Genomic DNA, 18780 nt, shown 5'->3' with positions numbered 1-18780 from the left:
ACACGCTCACTCTGCTGCTGTCGTCACGATCCTGATCTCAGATGTCAGTGTCCGGTGTACCGGGCACTTGTCAGCGATCTCCATTAGCTTTGCGCGCTGCTCGGCGTCGAGCTTGCCGTCGATCATGATGACGCGCTCGATCTGGTCGAGCATGCCGTCCTTGGTCTCGCAGTCCTCGCAATCCCTGGCGTAGATCTTCTTGTGGTTCAGCGTCACCGTGACGTGATCCATCGGCAATGCCTTGCGTTCGGCATAGAGCCGCATGGTCATCGCGGTGCAGGCGCCGAGTGCGCTGAGCAGCAGATCATACGGACCGGGTCCGGTGTCCTCGCCGCCGGCGGCGATCGGCTCGTCGGCGAGTATCTGATGCGGGCCGACAGTGATGACCTGCTGGAATTTGCTGGCGCGCGTCTCGCTCACCACCACCTTGCGCGGCTCTTCAGGCAGGCCCGCTACGGGCGTGACGGCGACGGCATCGAGATAGCGCCCGGCCCAGGCGGCGATGACATCGGCGACATAGATCGCGTCATGCTTTTGTGTAAGCAGATGATCGGCGCCGGCCAGCGAGACGAAGCTCTTGGGATGTTTGGCAGCGACGAAAATCTTCGTGGCGTTGTCGATGCCCACTGTGTCGTCGGTGGGCGCATGCATGATCAGCAGCGCCTTGTGCAGCCTGGCGACCTTGGCGATCAGATTGTGCTCGGCGATATCGTCGAGGAATTCGCGCCTGATGCTGAATGGCCGACCGGCGAGCTTGACCTCGACCTCACCCTTTTCGCGGATCGCGTCCACATGTTCGGCGAACATGTCAGTGACGTGAGCGGGATCGGATGGCGCCGCGATGGTGACAACGGCCTTGGCTTCCGGCATCTGTTCAGCGGCGGCGAGGATAGCTGCGCCGCCGAGACTGTGGCCGATCAGGATCGCGGGCGCCTGTCGTATCTCGCGCAAATGGTAGGCAGCCTTTACGAGATCGGCGACATTCGACGAGAACGTGCTATTGGCGAAATCGCCCTCGCTGGAGCCGAGGCCAGTGAAGTCGAAGCGCAGCACGGCGATGCCCTTGAGCGTCAGCGCCGCGGAGATACGCCGCGCCGCGAGCACATCCTTGCCGCAAGTGAAGCAATGCGCGAACAGCGCATATGCATGGACATCGCCATCGGGCAGGTCCAGCGCCGCCGCCAGCATATGGCCGGCCGCGCCGGGGAATTGAAAGCGTTCAGTTGGCACGGTGGGCTCCTGTCGGGACAGATGTCTCTTTCTACACCGATTCCACCCAATCAATCAGCGGGTACCCAACACCCCTGCGAAAATGAGGCCGAGCTGCCGCTCTCTTCGCGTTGCACCTCGGGTTGAACTTTAGTTCTGCGCGGCCGCTCGAGCACGCGCTTGCCGGCTTCCGATGTCGGTGCTAGATGTCGGGTCATCGTACAACTTTTGGGGTGCGCTGTCGATACAAGCTGATGGACGGCGGGCCGGCACGCTCCTAGAATTGTGACAAGATCGACCCCGCAAAGGGGCGAACGAGAATAATGGCCAACGCGCCGCATCGGGAAATTCACAGGGAGGATTTCGTCCATGAAGAGAAGAGATGTCGTCAAAGGCGGACTGGCCGCACTTGCCGTCGGAGCGACCGGCCTCGGGCGGCTTACGCCCGCGCGGGCGCAGACCAAGATGGTTCTGAAGGCTTCCGACGTCCATCCGCTCGGCTATCCCACGGTCGAATCCGTGGTCCGCATGGGCAAGAAGCTGGATGCCGCCACCAGCGGCCGGCTCACGGTCCAGATGTTTCCGTCCATGCAGCTTGGCGGCGAGAAGGAAGCCATCGAGCAGGCCCAGGTCGGCGCTCTGCAGATCGCCCGTATCTCTGTCGGTGCGGTCGGCCCCGTGGTCGATGACGTCAACGTCTTCAACATGCCGTTCGTGTTTCGCGATTCCAAGCACATGGAAGCGGTTCTCGACGGCGAGATCGGCACCGAGCTGCTGAACAAGATCACGGCCAATGAAAAAACCGGCCTGGTCGCGCTTGGCTGGATGAATGCCGGCTCGCGCAACATCTATAACAGCAAACGCCCGATCAAGACGCTCGCCGATCTCAAGGGTCTCAAGATCCGGATGATCGGTAATCCCTTGTTCATCGACACCATGAATGCGCTCGGTGGCAACGGCGTCGCCATGGGCTTCGATCAGGTGTTTAGCGCCATGCAGACCGGCGTCGTCGATGGGGCCGAGAACAACCTGCCATCCTTCGTGGCGCAGAACCACTTCCAGGTCGCCAAGTATTTCTCGATGACAGAGCATCTGATCATTCCGGAATTGCTGGTGTTCTCGAAGGCGTCATGGGCGAAGCTCACGCCGGACGATCAGGCGCTGCTGAAGAAATTCGGCCGGGAAGCGCAGCTCGAACAGCGCGTGCTCTGGTATGAGGCGGAGAAGACCGCGCTCGACAAGATGAAGGAAGTCGGCACCGACATCGTCACGTCCATCGACAAGCAGCCGTTCCGCGATGCCGTCAAACCCGTATGGGACAAATACGGCGCGAAATACGCCGAGATGACCAAGCGCATTGCTGCGGTGAGCTAGCGGCATGTTCTCAATGTGTCGTCCCCGCTTTCGCGGGGACGACAGGATAGGCCTGCGCTTCCGTCGCGTTACCTGAGGTCTTCATGTCTGACGTTGTTTCCAAACTGCCGGCTGCATCCAGTCATCACGCCGATACGGCCAGCCATGGTGCGGCTTACGCATTCCGCCGCGCCATGAACGCACTGTACTGGACCGGTGCCGTGTTTTCTTGCCTTGCGCTTGTGCTGATCTCCGCGATTATCCCTTGGGCGGTTTACACCCGCTACATTTTGAACAGCGCGGCGTCGTGGCCGGAGCCTCTGGCGGTGTTGCTGACGATAGCGGTGACTTTCATCGGCGCTGCCAACTGCTATCGTCAGCGCATCCACATGAACATGACGGTAGGTACCAACCTGCTGCCGCCTCACGCGCGTGTCGTAGCTGCTTTCATCAGCGAGTTGCTGATGGCTGCGGTGGCACTGTTCATGGTGATCTGGGGCATGAAGCTGGTGATGACCACCTGGGGCAATTCGGTAGATGAATTTCCCTGGTTGTCTGTCGGGATCACCTACATGCCGATCCCGGTTTCCGGTGCGATGATGTTTCTGTTTGTCGTCGAACGCTTGACCATCGGCCCGCCGCCGCAGGATGGCAGCGACGCACACATACCCCTCGACTAGCTTCACCGATCAGCTCCAGCCAGAACAAAGAAAATCCGAGATGGACATCGCCGTTCTTCTGCTCAGCATGTGTTTGTTCTTCGCCGTCGGCATGCCGATCGCCTTTGCGCTGGCGCTTTCCGCGCTGGTCGGCGCACTGTGGATTGATCTGCCCGTTGCAGCTGTGATGCAGCAACTCTCCAGCGGCGTCGGCAAGGTGTCGATGCTGACTGTGCCGTTCTTCGTGCTGGCCGGCGCCATCATGGCAGAAGGCGGTATGGCGCGAAGGCTGGTGGATTTTGCAGCCGTCGTGGTCGGCTTCACGCGCATCCGCGGCGGCCTATCCCAGGTCAATATTCTGGCTACGACCATCATGTCCGGAATCTCCGGCTCGTCGGTCGCGGATACGTCGGCGATTGGCTCGGTGATGATCCCGCAGATGGCGGCGAAGGGTTATCCACGGGTGTTCGCCACCAATGTGACCATCTCCGCCTCGGTCCAGGCGATCCTGGTGCCGCCGAGCCACAATGCGGTGATCTATTCGCTGGCGACCGGCGGCGTGGTCTCGATCACCAGCCTGTTCCTTGCAGGTATCGTGCCCGGGCTATTGCTTGGCTTCGCGATCATGTTGTTGTGTCTCTACTTTGCCTATCGCGATGGTCATCCGAAGGGCGAGCCGGTGCCAGTGAAGCAGGCGCTGAAGATGCTGGGGGATGCCACCTGGGGAATCGTCACGCTGGTAATTGTGCTCGGTGGCATTCTCACAGGCGTGTTCACGCCGATCGAGGCTGGCGCTGTGGCGTGCGTCTGGGCCTTCTTCGTCACGATGTTTATCTATCGCGACTACAAATGGTCCGAGCTGCCGATGCTGACCTACCGGACGCTCCAGACGGTGGCGATGGTGTTGACGCTGGTCGCGACCGCGTCATGCTTCGGCTATGTCGCTGCGATGATGCGGATGCCCGCGCATATGACCGAGTTCTTCGTCGCCATCTCGTCGAACAAATACGTGCTATTGATGTGGCTCAATATCATGCTGCTGATCCTCGGCACGGCGCTCGATCTCGCGCCACTGCTGCTGATCTGCACGCCGATCCTGCTGCCGGTGGTGAAGAGTTTCGGGATCGACCCCGTGCATTTCGGCATCGTGATGCTGCTCAATCTCGGCATCGGCCTGCTGACGCCTCCGGTCGGTACCACGCTGTTCGTGGGCTGCGCCATCGGCAAGGTCTCGGTGGACGAGGTGATGCGCGGGATCTGGCCGTTTTACTGGGTGATGTTCGCGGTCTTGATGCTGGTGACTTACGTACCGTGGTTCTCGATGGCGCTGCCGCACGCGTTCGGCTTCAGGTGAGCTACTGGACCGGATCGACTGACAACTGCTTGTAGCGTTCCTTGCCGTTCAGCAAATGCCGGCGCATCGCATCGCGAGCCTTGCGCGGCGAACGGGCGCTGATCGCATTGACGATGACTTGATGCTCCTTCTCGATGCTCTCGAGATAGCGCTTCTGCAATTCGACTTTGCCATCGAAGGTGCGGATGCTCTGGCGCGGGATGATAAGACCGCCAAGGAATTCCAGAAAACCGACAAAGCGCGCATTCTGCGTGGCGACAGCAATGGCGAAGTGGAAGTCAAAGTCCTCCTTCACCGCACGGTCGCCATTGGCGATGGCGCGGCTGAAGGTAGCCGCGGCCTTGGCAATGGCTCGGATCTGGGCAGCGGTGGCGCGCTCGCTGGCTATAGCCGCGGCCTCCATCTCGACGGCCGTGCGCAGTTCAAGAATTTCGATCACGCTGCCAAGCGAGCCCAGGCCGTCGGGGTCGATGGCATAAGGCTGCTGATCGGGCTCGCTGTTGACGAAGGCACCGGCGCCTTGCCGGGTGGTTACAAGACCCCGGGCGCGGAGTGCCGCGATCGCTTCGCGAACGACCGTGCGGCTGACGCCCATGGCCGCCATCATGGCCTGCTCGGTCGGTAGGCGCGCGCCTGCGGGCAAGCGGCCTTCGATGATCTGGGCAGCGATGCGCTCGACGACTTCCTCAGTACGGCGGCGCACGGGATTGAGCGGTCGCAGCAAAGGCGTGCCTGCGGCCCCATTGGTTGTCTTGCGCTTGGTGCGTGGCTTAGCTTGTCCGGTCATCGTACAACCGGGCTATCATCGCCGATGTCGCTGCGCAAGCTTGCGGCACGCGTCATTGCGCTGCACGCTCTTACATTGTTTCGAGTTCGGGCAGCTTGAGATCGCATTCGACCCAGGCGCCGTTAATGGTGAAGCGCTGGAACGGCGAGTCGGGCACCGGTGCCTGCAATGGGGCGAGGAACTGCGCGTCGGCGGGGCTGCGGAGGTGAAACTGGATATGGCTGGCGGAAAGGGCGTTGCGCGACAGCCAGATCATGCCGGAAAACAGCTCGATCAGCAGTTGTCCGTATTTATCGAGACCGGCACTCCCGAAGTCGTAGGCCGGCGACACGGTCATGAAACGGCAACGCAGCACGGGACCTTCGAATTTGGGCATCAGAAGTTTGCTGACCTGACAGAAAGCCTGCGGAACGGTGCCGTCGTAGAGACCGTACAACCCACCCTTGCCGCCCTGCATGACAGGGTCCAGCGCCGCGAAAATACCCTGGGTGTAAGTGGAGAAGTCTTCCTCGGCTGCCTCGGCAGCCTTCCGCCACTGCGACTTCAGTGAAGCCCAGCTTCTGTCGGCGTCGGTGATCGGCACGAGCCGCATCTCGAGGTCCCCCCGCCGATTTACACACGGCCGGATGCAACCCTAGCTATATACCCTCAAGATTTTGATAACGCGGGAACTTGGCGCCAGCGGCGTTTGCGCTCCCGCGGACGTCTACAGAGCGCATTCAGGCGCCAGCGGACTGTAGTCCGGCTGCAGCTGCGGCCACGATCGACGCCACCACCTGCTTCCAGGTCTTCGACGACTGCGGGCGATGAGACGAGGCTTTGAAGCGCATGGTCTTGTCCGGTTTGGCCGCACATATTGCTGCGCAGCCGAGCGTCCTCAGGGACGACATCCGGAAAATCGTGCCTTGCGCGGGGGAAGTCGATCCCCCGGCAAAAATAGCAATACCCGCGCTGCTCTCGTGCCGGACGGCGGTTGGCTTGTTCTCTGCCGGCAATGAACGGCAGTGAATTATTCTCGCTGCCTCAACCCATCGCGGGAGCTTGCTCCTGCACTGCCGCCGGTTCCTGGCAAACATCGACCCAGCTGGCCCCGGTCAGTTCGGCCATCCGTGCCGGGGACATCCGCACCGAACTGTTGACCGAGCCCGCCGCCGGCCACACCTCGGCGAATTCCTTCAGCGACACGTCGCAGTAGACTTGTAATGGCGTTGCCAGGCCGAACGGGCAGACGCCGCCGACCGGATGGCCGGTGAGGGCAACGACCTCGTCGGCCCCCAGCATGCGGGGCTTGCCGCCAAGTGCATCGCGTGCCTTCTTATTGTCGAGCCGCGCTGTACCCTTGGTCACCACCAGCACCACCCGGTCGCCGACCCGCACCGACAGCGTCTTGGCGATTTGGCCGGGTTCGACGCCCAATGCCTCGGCGGCGAGAAGGACCGTGGCCGAGCTTTTGTCGGTGACGGTGACGGATAATTCGGGGGCGTTGGCGGTGAGAAAGGCGCGGACGGACTCAAGGCTCATGATGCGGTCTCGGTGACATACCGCCACGCCCTCTCACATGTCGCCGACAAAGTGAAGTCACATCCGTGCATTGGGGAACTGGGGCGGCGCTGCCGCGCCATTCCCTCGCGCCGGTTTTGACCTTATACGGGCTCTTGTCTGGCTGACCGTGCCGGATGATGTTCTGGAGCCTACCCCTCGATGCTGCCGGCCTATGTGATCCATGCCAAGTCGTTGCCCGAGCGCACGGAGCATATCCAGCGCGAGCTCGACCGCGCGGGCATCAAGTTCGAGTGGGTGCTGGATTTCGATGCCGACGAGATCACCTCCGATGTCGATCGGGCTTATTTCGCCGAAGGCGCCGACCTCACGCTGCGGCAAAAATCCTGCGCGCTGAAACATGTGGTCGCCATGCAGCGCATCCGCGAGCGCGGCCAGGATCTGGCGCTGATCTTCGAGGATGACGCATTGCTGGTGCCGGATTTCTGCGACCAGTTGAAGCGCGTGCTTGATGAAGCCGAAAAGTGGCCGCGGCCGCGCATTCTGCATCTTGGCGCCGCGACCAATTTTTACACCCCGGCGTCGGAGTTGCGCCCGGGCCAGATCGTCTATCCCGGCAATCGCGTGCGCAATATGGAAGCCTATGTGCTGGGCGCGCCGGAGGCCTCGGCGCGACTTGACTGGATCGCGCGGCATCCCATGCACGAGCCTATCGACATCGCCTTTAACACCGGCGATCCTGCCATGGGCATCCCGTTCCTGTGGCCAGAACCGCCGCTGGCCGAGCAAGGCTCGCTTAATGGCGTGTTCAAAAGCTCGCTTGATCGCAAAGGGCATGCGCAATTGCAGCTGCGCATACAGTTTGCCGTGCAGAAATTCAGGCGGCGCTATTTGAAGCGATGGCTGAAGCTGAAGTAATTGGCGGCTTTCGCCCGGTCATCCGAATGCGCATTGCGCACAAGCGCGCCCAGCAGTCCCACTGCCAGACAGTACAGCATCCCTTGCGTCACCGCCGAGATGTGGCTGTTGAATAGAGAGCCAATCACGTTCTGCAACACGACCGCCTGGCCGAGGATGCTTGCATAATCGCGCGCGAGAAAAAGTCGTGCATGCGCGATCCACATGGCCCACAGCAGCAGCCCGCCGATCAGGCCGACCTGCAGCACCGTATGAAGCGTTTGATTGTGCGGATCGGGCGTGGCCTGGCCATAGGGCGACGGCTTCGTCGCCTCCATGCTCTGATACAGCGGCTTGATGCTCCCGGTGCCGTGACCGGCGATGGGCGAGGCCTTCACGAAGCCGACTGCCTTGCTCCAGAAATCCAGTCGCGATGCGGTCGAGATTGTTTCGCCACCGGCGGTCTGCCCGCTATTGGCGTTGATGTCCGAATTGATCTCTGCAATCCGGCGCTGGGCTTGTGGCGAGGTCAGCAGTGCGATGCCGATCACGATCATGGCTGCGACCGCGACCATGGCGGAGCGCCGCCAGCCGCCGGCATGGATGACGAATAGACCGAGCAATGCGGCGGCCATGATTGCGCCGGTCTTCGACACATAGATCAGGAAAATGTCGGCAAAGAACAGAAGCGCGAGCACGATCATCGCGATGGCGCGGCGGGTGTCCTGGACCCAGATGCGCATCGCGCCGATGGCCAGAGCGAAGGCACAAAGTGCGAAGCAGCCGGATTGAACCGCGTTGTCCTTGAAGGGCACGCCGGGCGCCTTGAACCAGCCCCACGGTCCCGTGGGCCACAGGAACGCAGCCCATGACAGGGCGAGAAGACAAATACTGGCGGCAAGAAAGCCATAAGCGATCTGTAATGCTTGTTTCGGCGTAAATGCCGTTGCCATCACCAGTGGGATCAGCAGCAGCTTGGCGTAGGGACCAACCCATCTGATCGCGCCGCTGAGCGGCTGCATCGACCAGAGCACGCCGACCAGGATCAATGCGAACAGCGCGACCGGCAGATAGGCCGCCGGCCTCCGCAACGTGGCGATGAAACGATCGCGGTCGAGTGTCAGCAGCGCGAGCACTGCAAAGATCGACACCGCGATAGCTTGACCGCTGGTTGAGAACGGCAGCGAGAAGCCGGTGGCAATGGCAGCGATCTGCCGGGCATCCGCAAGTTTGCGCGGCAGATCGTTGTTCGTCATATGCCCAGCAGTTTCCGTGCGTTGTTCTTCAGGACCTTCGGACGCACCTCGTCGCGAATGTCGAGCTTGGCGAAATCGGCCATCCAGCGATCCGGCATGATCACTGGCCAGTCGGAGCCGAACAGCATCTTATCCTGCAGGATCGAATTGATGTAGCGCACGAGGATCGGTGGGAAGTATTTCGGCGACCAGCCGGACAAGTCGATATACACGTTGGGCTTGTGGGTCGCGACCGACAGCGCCTCCTCCTGCCAGGGGAAGGAGGGATGCGCCAGAATGATCTTCATGTCGGGAAAGTCGACCGCAACGTCGTCCATATACATCGGGTTGGAATATTTCAGCCGCATTCCCATGCCGCCGGGCATGCCGGAGCCGACGCCTGTCTGGCCGGTGTGGAACAGCGCGATAGCGCCGCCTTCCTGGATCGCCTCATAGAGCGGATAGGCCATGCGGTCGTTGGCGTAGAAGCCCTGCATGGTCGGATGGAACTTGAAACCCTTCACACCGTATTCGGAGATCAGCTTGCGTGCCTCGCGCACGCCGAGCTTGCCCTTGTGCGGATCGATCGACGCGAACGGGATCAGCACGTCGGCGTTCTCTTTGGCGATCTCCAGCATCTCGTAGTTGTTGTAGCGGCGGAAACCGGTCTCGCGCTCGGCGTCGACCGGGAAGATCACCGCGGCAATCTTCTTGTCGCGGTAATAGGCGGCTGTTTCCTGCACTGTCGGCGGATGCTTGTGCGGCGACTTGAAATACTCGGCCATGCGGGCCTGGAAATCGTCATAACCGTCGTCGGCGTGGCAGCCGCATGGCTCTTCCGCATGGGTGTGGATGTCGATGGCGACAAGGTCGTCCGGATTGAGCAATTTCATGTCCCGCGTCTCCCGCACTTTCATCATTATCGTTGGCGGTTGCTCTAGCAAACCGGCCTGCTGAATGAAAGGCGCGGAACGCTGCCGACCTAGCCGGTGGAGAAGGACTGTGTCCGGATATCCTGCGCGGTGCGGCGGAGCGGGATCAGGTATTTCTCCTTTGCCGTCGCCTCGTCCATTGTGCCCGAGATGGCATTCACGCTGATCGCCGCGACGACCCGGCCGCCGTGGTCGCGGACGGGGACGGCGATGCCGCAGATGGCTGGATCGAGTTCACCATCGACCCAGCCATAGCCTTTGGCCTCGACGCGTTCGAGCTCGCGTTCCAGCAGCACGGGATCGGTGATGGTGCGTGGGGTGATATGTTTGAATTCGGTGGTGGCGAGATAGTGCGCGCGCTGGTCCGGTGGGAGGGCCGCCAGCAGGACGCGGCCGAGCGACACCACGTGGGCGGGTAAGCGGCTGCCGACGGCGAGATTGGCCGAGAGAATGCGCTGCGCCGGCAATCGCAGCGCATAGACGATCTCGGTCTCGTCCAGCACGGCCAGCGAGCAGGATTCGCCGATTTCGTTGCGCAGGTCTTCCAAAGCGCGTTGCGCATAACCCCAGTAAGGCAGTGCATTGAGGTAGGACAGGCCAAGCCCCAGCGCCCGCGGGCGTAGGCTGAAATAGCGGCCATCGGCTTCGCAATATTTCATCACGATCAGCGTCGCCAGCATCCGGCGCGCCGTCGCGCGGCTGAGGCCCGCGATCGCGGCGACTTCCGAGAGCGTGTGCCGGCCCGGTGGGCGACCCAGCGCTTCGACGGCCGCAAAACCACGGGCGATTGCCCGAACGAAACCGTCACTGTCTTTGGCCATGCACCATCCTACCGGTTCGGACTTGTCAGTCCCGGGAAACCGCGCCTATAGTTGTTCGTAAGGCGGCCATAAAGTTCGCCTGGTGAACGTTAGTGGAGAAGGCGCTATGGCGCAAGCGGAAGTTTTTGAAACCGATTTCTGGAAGGACGCGAACCTGCGCAAGGTCTGGGACGAGATCGTCCCGGGCGAGCCACGCAAGACGCTGCCTTATGTCCTGACGAAGGAGGCGATCCAGCTTTATTGCCGCTCGGTCGGCGAGAACCACCCATTGTATTTCGACGAGGCTTACGCGAAGGCGTCGCCCTATGGCGGTCTGATCGCGCCGCCATCGATCCACATTCTGCTGATGTTCTCCTGCACGCCGGCCGACGACTGGATGCGCACACCTGGCACCGTCAATGCCGGCCAGTCCTGGAGCTACAACATCCCGGCACGGCCCGGAGACACCGTCACCCTGCAGGCCCGCGCGCTCGACAAGTTCATCAAGCGCGAGCGGCTGTTCGTGGTCCACGACAACGTGTTCTTCAACCAGCGTGGTGACGTCATCTGTTCTGGCCGCGGCCAGACCATCCGCCCGATGTGAGTGTGGCAAGGAGATCAATCATGACAACCAGCTTTGACAAACTCTCCACCGGCGACACCATCGACGGTCCGAGCTTCGCAGTGTCGCGCGAGTCGATCCGGCTCTTCTGCGACGGATCGCTTGACTATAATCCGCTGCATCTCGACGACAACTACATGAAGAACTCGTTCGGCAAGACCAATTTCGGCGGCATCATCATGCATGGCATGAATAATTTCGGGCTGATCACCCGCATGCTGACCGACTGGGCCTATCCTGCGGGTGCAATCCATCGCCGTCTCGAAACGCGCTGGGTCAAGCCGGTGAAGCCTGGCGACACGATCCAGCCGGTTGGCATCATCAAGGCCAAGCAGACCACCGAAAAGTCGCGCTGGGTGCTGATCGACGTGCTGGTGAAGAACCAGGACGACGAGAAGGTCGCTGTCGGCGAGGCGATGGTTGAATTTCCGCTGACGGCCTAGTGGCTCAATGCAACGGCGTGCGGCATAGTCCGCACGCCGGACAAGAACAGGCAAGGGATCGAAATGAAGAAGCTCACGAGGCTCGCCCTGTCGTGTCTGGCGATGACTTTTGTCATGTTGTCGGGGGCGCTGGCGCAGAATTTTCCAGTCAGTCAGATCAAGATCATCGTGCCGTTTCCAGCGGGGGGCACGACGGACATCCTCGCACGGTTCGTTGCGCAATATCTGGGCGAGAAGCTCGGCGTCACTACGATCGTCGAGAACCGGCCCGGCGCATCGGGCACGATCGGTTCGGAAGTTGTCGTGAAGTCGCCCGCCGATGGCAGCGTGTTGTTGGTCACGGCCACGCATCACGTGATCAATCCGAGTCTGCGCAAGAGTTTGCCTTACGAGACACAGAAGGACTTCTCGCCGATCGCCCTGATCGCGACGGCGCCAAATGCGCTTGTTGTAACCAGGGACTTTCCGGCGAAGTCGGTCGCCGAGTTGATCGAACTGGCGAAGAAGCAGCCCGGCAAGCTGTCCTTCGGATCGGCCGGCGTCGGCGGCGCCAATCATCTGTCGGGCGAATTGTTTAAGCAGATGGCTGGAATCAATATCGAGCACATCCCTTACAAGGGGGCCGCGCCGGCGATGAACGACCTGATCGGCGGCCATATTCCGATCATGTTCGATACGTTGCCGACCGTTTTGCCTGCTGCCGAGGCGGGTAACATCCGCGTGCTCGCGGTCACCAGCCTGACCCGAGCGGCCTCGCTCCCCAACGCCCCGACCCTCGATGAGGCCGGCGTAAAGGGGTTCGAGGCGACCGCCTGGTTCGGCATGTACATGCCGCAGGCCAATGGGAGCCCGGCCTATACGAAGCTGGTCGCGGCCATGAGGGAGATCCTGGCGGCACCCGCGACCCGCGAGAAATTCGCCACCCAGGGCGTCGAGCCGGGCAAGCTGACGGGAGCTGAATTCACGGCTTTCGTCGATTCGGAGATCAAGAAGTGGGGGGCAGTGGTAAAAGCCGCGAATGTCCCGCAAGAATGATCCGCACGGGTTTGAGGGTCAGGTGGCTGTTCCCGGACCCTTAAGCCACCAAAATACCTGCAAATATCGATCCGGTGGTCGCCAGATGCCTGGATCGGATTGACAGTCCGGCGCCCGATGGCTTAGAAACCGCGGGTCCCGGGCGACTTGGTCGTCAGCGGGTTCAAGCTCATTTTCGCTGATTTCGGCCTGCTGCGCACGGCCTTTGACGTCAGTATCGCAAGCTATCAGGATTGACCGATGAAAGTCCGTAACTCGTTGAAATCGCTGCGTGGTCGTCACCGCGACAACCGCTTGGTCCGCCGTAAGGGCCGCGTCTACGTGATCAACAAGACCCAGCGCCGTTTCAAGGCTCGCCAGGGTTGAGTTGCTGAGCGGCCGGCATTGTGCCGGCTGGCCTCACGACATCACAGGTGTTTGACGCGCTGCTGCTTTGCAGCGCGTTTTTTCGTGTCTAGACTTGCAGCATGGCATTGAGAATCCCGGCCGCAGGTTTTGGAATTCTGCTGAGCGCATTTCTGGGCGCAGCACCCGTCTATGCGCAGGTGCGAGATCCGCAGGTCGTGACCCCGGATGCGCCGAAGAAGATTCCCGAGCCACCCGCCAAACTGCCGAAGGTCAATGCCGACAAGACGCGCGGCCTTGATTTCCTGTTTGGTGCGCTGAAAGCGGCGCCGGACGAAGCCAGTGCCAAACACGTCGAAGGCCGGATCTGGGCCCTGTGGTCGCAGACCACAAGCGACACGACCGCGCTGCTGATGACCCGCGCCAAGACGGCGCTGGACGCCAAGCAGGTCGATCTGTCGCTGCAATTGTTGAGCGCGGTGGTGAAGCTGCGCCCCGATTACGTCGAGGGCTGGAATCGGCGTGCGACGCTGTACTACCTGCAGAACGATTACACCCGGTCGCTGCAGGATATCGAGCAGGTGCTGATACGCGAACCCCGGCATTTCGGTGCTCTGGCAGGGCTCGGCATGATCATGCAGGAGCTGGGCGACGACAAGCGTGCGCTTGATGCGTTCCGCAAGGCGCTTGCGGTCAATCCGCATCTCGAAAAGGTGCCGGAGCTGGTCAAGACCCTGACCGAAAAGGTCGAAGGCCGCGATATCTGAGATTCCCTGAAAGTTGGGGCGCTTGCGGGACATCGCGGGAACATCGCCCTGCTTTGATGCATCCCTGCTGCCCGCGATGGAAAAACAAGACATCGTCGCCGGGGAACCAAACTTCTGACACAGGAAACGGGCGAAAAGGGCGTTTTCCGAGCCACAGGAAGGGACACCTTTTGGCGCCGAAGTCATTTCCGCTATTCGCTTTGCTATGTGTGTTGATGGCCGCACCGATGGCTGCTGTGACCAGCCCTGCGCTCGCGCAGAAAGCTGATGCGCCGCCGGCGCCTGCAGCTTCGACGCTGTCCCCCGATCAGGCCAAGGCTGCGCTCGACACATTGCAGGACGACGTCAAGCGCAAGGAGATGATCGATACGCTGCGGGCGATCGCCGCGGCGACACCCGCATCGCCCGAGAAGAAGCCTGCCATTCCGCTCGACGCCGACAGTCTTGGCGCGCAATTGCTGGTGACGATTTCCGATCAGCTCGGCGATATTACGCGCGAGGTCTCGACAGCCGTGCAATCGGTCACGCGCTTTCCGGCGCTATGGTACTGGCTACAGCGCAGCGCAAACGATCCCGCCACCTATCATCTCCTGTTCGACATCGCCTGGAAGCTTGTTGTCGTATTCGGCGGTGCGCTGGCGGCGGAATGGCTCATGGTCTGGCTGCTGCGGAGGCCGCAGGCCGCACTCGAGGCGCGCATTCCTTTCGTCGCCCGTGCGCCGTCCTCGCTCATCGAACGTGCCGATCCACCGTCGTCCACGGCCGACTTCACCGAGACGCCTGATCTCAACAAACGGCGGCGCAGCCTGACGCGGGCGTGGCAATCGCTGCTGCGGCTTCCCTATGTGGTCGGGCGTCTTCTCCTCGAATTGTTTCCGATTTTTGTCTTTACCGGCACAGTATCGCTGCTGCTCGGCACCCAGATCGGCGATGCCGGGATCACGCGTCTCGCGATCCTTGCGATCGTAAACAGCTATGTGGTGGCGCGTGCCATCATCTGCGCGATGCGCGCACTGTTCGGGCCGCTCGCTCTGTTCAGGGTGAAGGAGGAGACCGCAGCCTATCTCGAAATCTGGACGCGTCGCATCGTCGGCGTCGGCGCCACGGGCATCGCAATCGCCAATGTCGCCCTGATGATGGGTCTCTATCGCTCGGCGCATTTCGCGCTGATCAAGCTCGTGATGCTGGTCGTGCATCTGTTTGTCGTCGTCATCGTCCTGCAGTGCCGGAAGCCCGTTGCCGATGCACTCCGCGCGCCGATCGGCGCTACGGGCTTCCTGAGCGCGATGCGCAATCGCCTCGCCAGTCTCTGGCATGCGCTGGCGATCGTCGTCGTGATGGCGGCTTGGACCATCTGGGCGCTCAATATCCAGAACGGTTATTCATTGCTGCTGCGATACATCGTCGGCACGGTCATTGTCGCGCTGGTGGCCCGGCTCGTCTCGATGATTGCGCTGAGCCTCATCGATCGCGGTTTCCGCATCAAACCGGAAATCCTGCAGCGCTTCCCGGGTCTTGAGACGCGTGCCAATCGTTATCTGCCACTGTTGCGCAAGGTCGTCGCAACGATCATCGCGGTGATCGGCCTCGTTGCCTTGCTGGAAGTGTGGGGCGTCAATGCCATTGTCTGGTTCTATGGTGGCCAGATCGGCAGTCGGGTCGTCTCGGCTGTCATCACCGTCGGCATCGCTGCCGTTGTCGCTGCGGTTGTGTGGGAAGGTAGCAATGCGCTGATGGAGCGTCAGCTCGCGGCGCTGACGCGCGATGCTCATTTCGCCCGCGCGGCGCGTCTGCGCACGTTTCAGCCGATGCTGCGCACGACATTGCTCGGCGTAATCATTGCGGTGGTTGCGCTCACCGCGCTGAGTGAGATCGGTGTCAATGTCGCGCCGCTGCTTGCTGGTGCCGGCATTCTCGGCATTGCCATCGGCTTCGGTTCGCAGAAGCTGGTGCAGGACGTGATTACCGGCTTGTTTCTGCTGCTGGAAAGCACCGTGCAGGTCGGAGACAACGTCACGGTGTCGGGCCTGTCGGGTGTCGTCGAAAACGTCTCGATTCGTACCATCCGGCTGCGTGCCGGCGATGGTTCGGTCCACATCATTCCCTTCAGCGCAGTGACCACCATCACCAATGCCAGCCGCGGTGCAGGCAACGCGGCTGTCAGTGTCAGCGTCGCTTACAAGGAAGATACCGACCGCGCCGGCCAGTTGCTGAAGGACATCGTCGAGCAGATGCGCAATGAGGCAGCTTTCAAGCCGCTGATCCGCAGCGATCTCGAATTGTGGGGCGTCGACAAGGTCGATGGTTCGATGGCGACGATCGTCGGGCAGATCCGGTGTACCGATTCCGGCCGCTGGGCGGTGCAGCGCGAATTCAATCGCCGCATGAAAATCCGCTTCCAGGAAGAAGGTATCGAGATCGCGTCACCCGGACAGACCGTCCTGATGCAGTTGCCGCCGCCGACCACTGAAGCTGCAGAGGACAATGACGCAGATATCCAGCAGAGCAAGTCAGCGCAGCGCCGCGCGGGCTAGTGATTGTCGCGACTTTTCGAGGATGCGGCAGCTCCGGATTAGCCAAAGTTGCGGCTACGTGGGGCGCAATGGCAGCCGTATTCGCCATCCCGCCATGGCCTCTCTGGCAGATGGACGAGCCGGAAGACAAGGACAATCCAGAATAGGTGCGTCCGTCGATCTAGTGCAGGACGTTATTGCCGGGCCGGATAGCACCGAACTGGGGTGAAGCGGCATAGAGTTGCTGCAATTCCGCTTCCAGTTGTTCGTTGACCATCAGCAAAGCCTTGAGCGCGCCGCGCAAGTCGCCATTGCAGGTAGAAATGATTTCGTCGATCACAGCATCGGTTGGGCGGGCGGTCATGGGACTATCTCCAGTTCAGATCATGGCGTCAGTCCGCCGCCTGATCGTGGCGATAACCGGGCGGGAACGAATGCGTTCCTGTGGATAGCGTGGACAGTCCTTGCAGGCCGTTTGTCGCGGTCGCCGTGGCAAAGCCGCCAAACGCCCCCATATCCACAATATTGTTTCCCGCCACGGGCCTTTCCTCAGTGAGAAAATTTGTGATTGTGCTGCTCGCGCTACTCGTCGTTCCCATCGTTGTGTCGGCCGCCAGATACTGGATGGGTGATCGCTCGGTCGATTGGCAGAGCGCGGATCGTTCCAGCGCCGGCCTGTTGCCACCGCCCGCCGCGCATCCCGAGGCGCTGGTGCGCGTCTTCGCGGCGCGGACGGTGCGTTGGCGCGGTATCTTTGCGGTCCATAGCTGGATCGTCTTCAAGGAGAAGGGCGCGTCGCGCTATACCCGCTACGATTATACGGCGTGGGGCGAGCCGATCCGCCTGAATGGTTTTGCCGCAGACGGCCGCTGGTTCGGCGACGTGCCGACCGCTATCGCCTCCGCCGACGGCGATGCCGCCACCGCCATGATCCCGAAAATCCAGGCGGCCATCGCGAGTTACTCCTGGCGCTCTTATGGCGACTATCGGGCTTGGCCGGGGCCGAACTCCAACACCTTCGTCGCGGCAGTTTTGGCCGCCGTGCCGGAATTGCGGGTGGCATTGCCGCCCACCGCCATCGGCAAGGATTTCCCCTATGCCGGCAATGCCTTTGGCTGGACACCCTCCGGGACCGGCGTGCGCGCCACGCTGGGCGGCTATCTCGGTGTCACTGCAGGCTGGGTCGAAGGGCTTGAACTCAATCTGCTCGGTGCCGTATTCGGCCTCGACATCCGCCGGCCCGCGATCAAACTCCCGGGCATTGGTCGTCTTGGCGTCAGCGCGTAAATGGCGCGCGGCGCGAAACCCTCAGGGTACCGTCGCGTAGCTGGATCGTGCACAAAATTCCCCGGATATCGGCGATGATATCAGTCACTGTGGTGGCCGTGCTATGCGTGCTGGCAGTGGCCACGCAGGTCGGCGTGCTGGTATTCGAGCGTCAATATCCGCCAACGGGTGAGCTTGTCGACGTCACGGATGGCCGTCTGCATGTGGTGCAGATCGGACCGCGCGATGCATCCGACCTGCCGATTGTCTTCATCCACGGTGCCACGTCGAGCATGGAGACCATGCGGCTGCCGCTCGGCAATATGCTGGCAGAAAAACACCGCGTTATCCTGATCGACCGTCCCGGCTTTGGCTGGAGCATGCGTGACGATTTGTCGAACTCTTCTCCGGCGATGCAGGCGAGGATGATCGATGAAGCGCTCGGCAAATTAGGGATCGACCGGGCGATCGTCGTCGTACATTCGCTTGCCGGCGCATTGGGCGCGCTGATGGCACTGGACTATCCGCAGCGTTTCGCAGGACTGGTCATGCTGGCGGGTGTCACTCATCCCTGGCCCGGTGACGTTGGCATTTATAACGAGGTCGTCACCACTCCTGCCATCGGCAAGCTGCTGGCCTATACGATTACGCTGCCGCTTGGCTATTTCCTGACGGATATGGGCGGACGCGCAGTGTTTGCGCCGCAGCCGATGCCGGAAGGCTATATCGCGCAGACCGCGACGCAACTTGTACTGCGGCCGCGCAACTTCCTCGCCAATGCCTGGGATCTGGTAACGTTGAAATCTGCCGTCATGGCGCAGGCATCGCGCTATGCCGATATCAAAGCTCCGACCGTCGTGATCGCAGGCTCTGCCGACACCATCGTATCGCCGGAGATTCATTCGCGTCATTTCGCGAAAACCGTGCCGGGCGCCAAACTAATCGTGCTGCCGAACGTTGGTCACATGGTGCAAAATGCTGCACCTGATCTTATCATGAGGGAGATCGAGGGCATGATCTCGGCCGCTGACACAAAACCGAAGGCCGCCTTGCGCTAACCTCC

At 61.4% G+C, this 18780-nt stretch carries 22 protein-coding genes; 12 read left to right on the top strand and 10 right to left on the bottom strand.

Annotated elements, in window-relative coordinates; translation table 11 throughout:
* Positions 1-6: 6 nt before the first annotated feature.
* The gene (locus AC1DUY_RS06790) at positions 7-1230 is read right to left on the bottom strand and encodes a bifunctional alpha/beta hydrolase/OsmC family protein (RefSeq protein ID WP_478113172.1); all 1224 of its coding nucleotides are present in this window, start codon (positions 1228-1230) and stop codon (positions 7-9) included.
* A 348-nt stretch (positions 1231-1578) separates the two neighbouring features.
* Here AC1DUY_RS06790 and AC1DUY_RS06785 point away from each other — a divergent pair, with 348 nt between their 5' ends.
* From AC1DUY_RS06785 to AC1DUY_RS06775, 3 genes are all read left to right on the top strand, one after another.
* Complete coding sequence (locus AC1DUY_RS06785; protein WP_231079206.1) at positions 1579-2583, top strand: TRAP transporter substrate-binding protein; 1005 nt, start codon at positions 1579-1581, stop codon at positions 2581-2583.
* A gap of 83 nt (positions 2584-2666) precedes the next feature.
* On the top strand, positions 2667-3242 hold the full coding sequence (locus AC1DUY_RS06780; protein WP_089265859.1) for a TRAP transporter small permease: 576 nt from the start codon (positions 2667-2669) through the stop codon (positions 3240-3242).
* A 40-nt stretch (positions 3243-3282) separates the two neighbouring features.
* Entirely contained in the window at positions 3283-4575 is a 1293-nt protein-coding gene (locus tag AC1DUY_RS06775; RefSeq protein ID WP_089265860.1) for a TRAP transporter large permease, read from the top strand.
* 1 nt (position 4576) lies between these two features.
* On the opposite strand, the gene AC1DUY_RS06770 is transcribed toward AC1DUY_RS06775, so the two are convergent.
* From AC1DUY_RS06770 to AC1DUY_RS06755, 4 genes are all read right to left on the bottom strand, one after another.
* A complete protein-coding gene (locus AC1DUY_RS06770) occupies positions 4577-5362 on the bottom strand; it encodes a FadR/GntR family transcriptional regulator (RefSeq protein ID WP_089265861.1) in 786 nt (261 codons plus the stop codon).
* 70 nt (positions 5363-5432) lie between these two features.
* A complete protein-coding gene (locus AC1DUY_RS06765; RefSeq protein ID WP_478113169.1) occupies positions 5433-5954 on the bottom strand; it encodes a hypothetical protein in 522 nt (173 codons plus the stop codon).
* 127 nt (positions 5955-6081) lie between these two features.
* Positions 6082-6252 carry a hypothetical protein gene (locus AC1DUY_RS06760; protein ID WP_478113167.1) on the bottom strand — a complete coding sequence of 57 codons (171 nt, stop codon included), beginning with the start codon at positions 6250-6252 and terminating at the stop codon, positions 6082-6084.
* Between the two features lie 133 nt (positions 6253-6385).
* Positions 6386-6883 carry a YbaK/EbsC family protein gene (locus AC1DUY_RS06755; RefSeq protein WP_175367807.1) on the bottom strand — a complete coding sequence of 166 codons (498 nt, stop codon included), beginning with the start codon at positions 6881-6883 and terminating at the stop codon, positions 6386-6388.
* A 180-nt stretch (positions 6884-7063) separates the two neighbouring features.
* Here AC1DUY_RS06755 and AC1DUY_RS06750 point away from each other — a divergent pair, with 180 nt between their 5' ends.
* Complete coding sequence (locus AC1DUY_RS06750; RefSeq protein WP_089265863.1) at positions 7064-7780, top strand: glycosyltransferase family 25 protein; 717 nt, start codon at positions 7064-7066, stop codon at positions 7778-7780.
* On the opposite strand, the gene AC1DUY_RS06745 is transcribed toward AC1DUY_RS06750, so the two are convergent.
* The 3 genes from AC1DUY_RS06745 to AC1DUY_RS06735 form a co-directional block, all read right to left on the bottom strand.
* A complete protein-coding gene (locus AC1DUY_RS06745) occupies positions 7750-9015 on the bottom strand; it encodes an O-antigen ligase family protein (protein WP_478113164.1) in 1266 nt (421 codons plus the stop codon). The genes AC1DUY_RS06750 and AC1DUY_RS06745 overlap by 31 nt on opposite strands.
* Entirely contained in the window at positions 9012-9887 is an 876-nt protein-coding gene (locus AC1DUY_RS06740) for an amidohydrolase family protein (RefSeq protein ID WP_089265865.1), read from the bottom strand. The genes AC1DUY_RS06745 and AC1DUY_RS06740 overlap by 4 nt, the downstream gene beginning before the upstream one ends.
* A gap of 89 nt (positions 9888-9976) precedes the next feature.
* The gene (locus AC1DUY_RS06735; RefSeq protein WP_089265866.1) at positions 9977-10747 is read right to left on the bottom strand and encodes an IclR family transcriptional regulator domain-containing protein; all 771 of its coding nucleotides are present in this window, start codon (positions 10745-10747) and stop codon (positions 9977-9979) included.
* Positions 10748-10853: 106 nt separating this feature from the next.
* On the opposite strand from AC1DUY_RS06735, the gene AC1DUY_RS06730 reads away from it, so the two are divergent.
* From AC1DUY_RS06730 to AC1DUY_RS06705, 6 genes are all read left to right on the top strand, one after another.
* Positions 10854-11330, top strand: a complete 477-nt coding sequence (locus AC1DUY_RS06730) for a MaoC family dehydratase (RefSeq protein WP_478113161.1) — start codon at positions 10854-10856, stop codon at positions 11328-11330.
* A gap of 20 nt (positions 11331-11350) precedes the next feature.
* Entirely contained in the window at positions 11351-11791 is a 441-nt protein-coding gene (locus AC1DUY_RS06725; protein ID WP_093757152.1) for a MaoC family dehydratase, read from the top strand.
* 63 nt (positions 11792-11854) lie between these two features.
* Positions 11855-12826, top strand: coding sequence for a Bug family tripartite tricarboxylate transporter substrate binding protein (locus AC1DUY_RS06720; protein ID WP_478113158.1), 972 nt, complete (start codon positions 11855-11857; stop codon positions 12824-12826).
* A 240-nt stretch (positions 12827-13066) separates the two neighbouring features.
* Complete coding sequence (gene ykgO / locus AC1DUY_RS06715; protein ID WP_055038661.1) at positions 13067-13192, top strand: type B 50S ribosomal protein L36; 126 nt, start codon at positions 13067-13069, stop codon at positions 13190-13192.
* 101 nt (positions 13193-13293) lie between these two features.
* Entirely contained in the window at positions 13294-13938 is a 645-nt protein-coding gene (locus tag AC1DUY_RS06710) for a tetratricopeptide repeat protein (RefSeq protein ID WP_116663200.1), read from the top strand.
* A 215-nt stretch (positions 13939-14153) separates the two neighbouring features.
* Positions 14154-16472, top strand: coding sequence for a mechanosensitive ion channel domain-containing protein (locus AC1DUY_RS06705; RefSeq protein WP_478113155.1), 2319 nt, complete (start codon positions 14154-14156; stop codon positions 16470-16472).
* Positions 16473-16632: 160 nt separating this feature from the next.
* On the opposite strand, the gene AC1DUY_RS06700 is transcribed toward AC1DUY_RS06705, so the two are convergent.
* Together AC1DUY_RS06700 and AC1DUY_RS06695 are read right to left on the bottom strand one after the other, a co-directional pair.
* Entirely contained in the window at positions 16633-16815 is a 183-nt protein-coding gene (locus AC1DUY_RS06700; protein WP_068728843.1) for a hypothetical protein, read from the bottom strand.
* Positions 16816-16843: 28 nt separating this feature from the next.
* Positions 16844-16990 carry a hypothetical protein gene (locus AC1DUY_RS06695; RefSeq protein ID WP_478113153.1) on the bottom strand — a complete coding sequence of 49 codons (147 nt, stop codon included), beginning with the start codon at positions 16988-16990 and terminating at the stop codon, positions 16844-16846.
* A 25-nt stretch (positions 16991-17015) separates the two neighbouring features.
* Here AC1DUY_RS06695 and AC1DUY_RS06690 point away from each other — a divergent pair, with 25 nt between their 5' ends.
* On the top strand, positions 17016-17738 hold the full coding sequence (locus AC1DUY_RS06690) for a DUF3750 domain-containing protein (RefSeq protein ID WP_478113151.1): 723 nt from the start codon (positions 17016-17018) through the stop codon (positions 17736-17738).
* A 74-nt stretch (positions 17739-17812) separates the two neighbouring features.
* Positions 17813-18775, top strand: coding sequence for an alpha/beta fold hydrolase (locus AC1DUY_RS06685; protein ID WP_478113149.1), 963 nt, complete (start codon positions 17813-17815; stop codon positions 18773-18775).
* The last annotated feature ends 5 nt before the right edge of the window (positions 18776-18780 follow it).

The sequence above is a fragment of the Tardiphaga sp. P4_G1 genome (assembly GCF_056401215.1).
The sequence above is the reverse complement of the archived record's forward strand: the minus strand, read 5'-3'. Positions and strand labels throughout refer to the sequence as shown.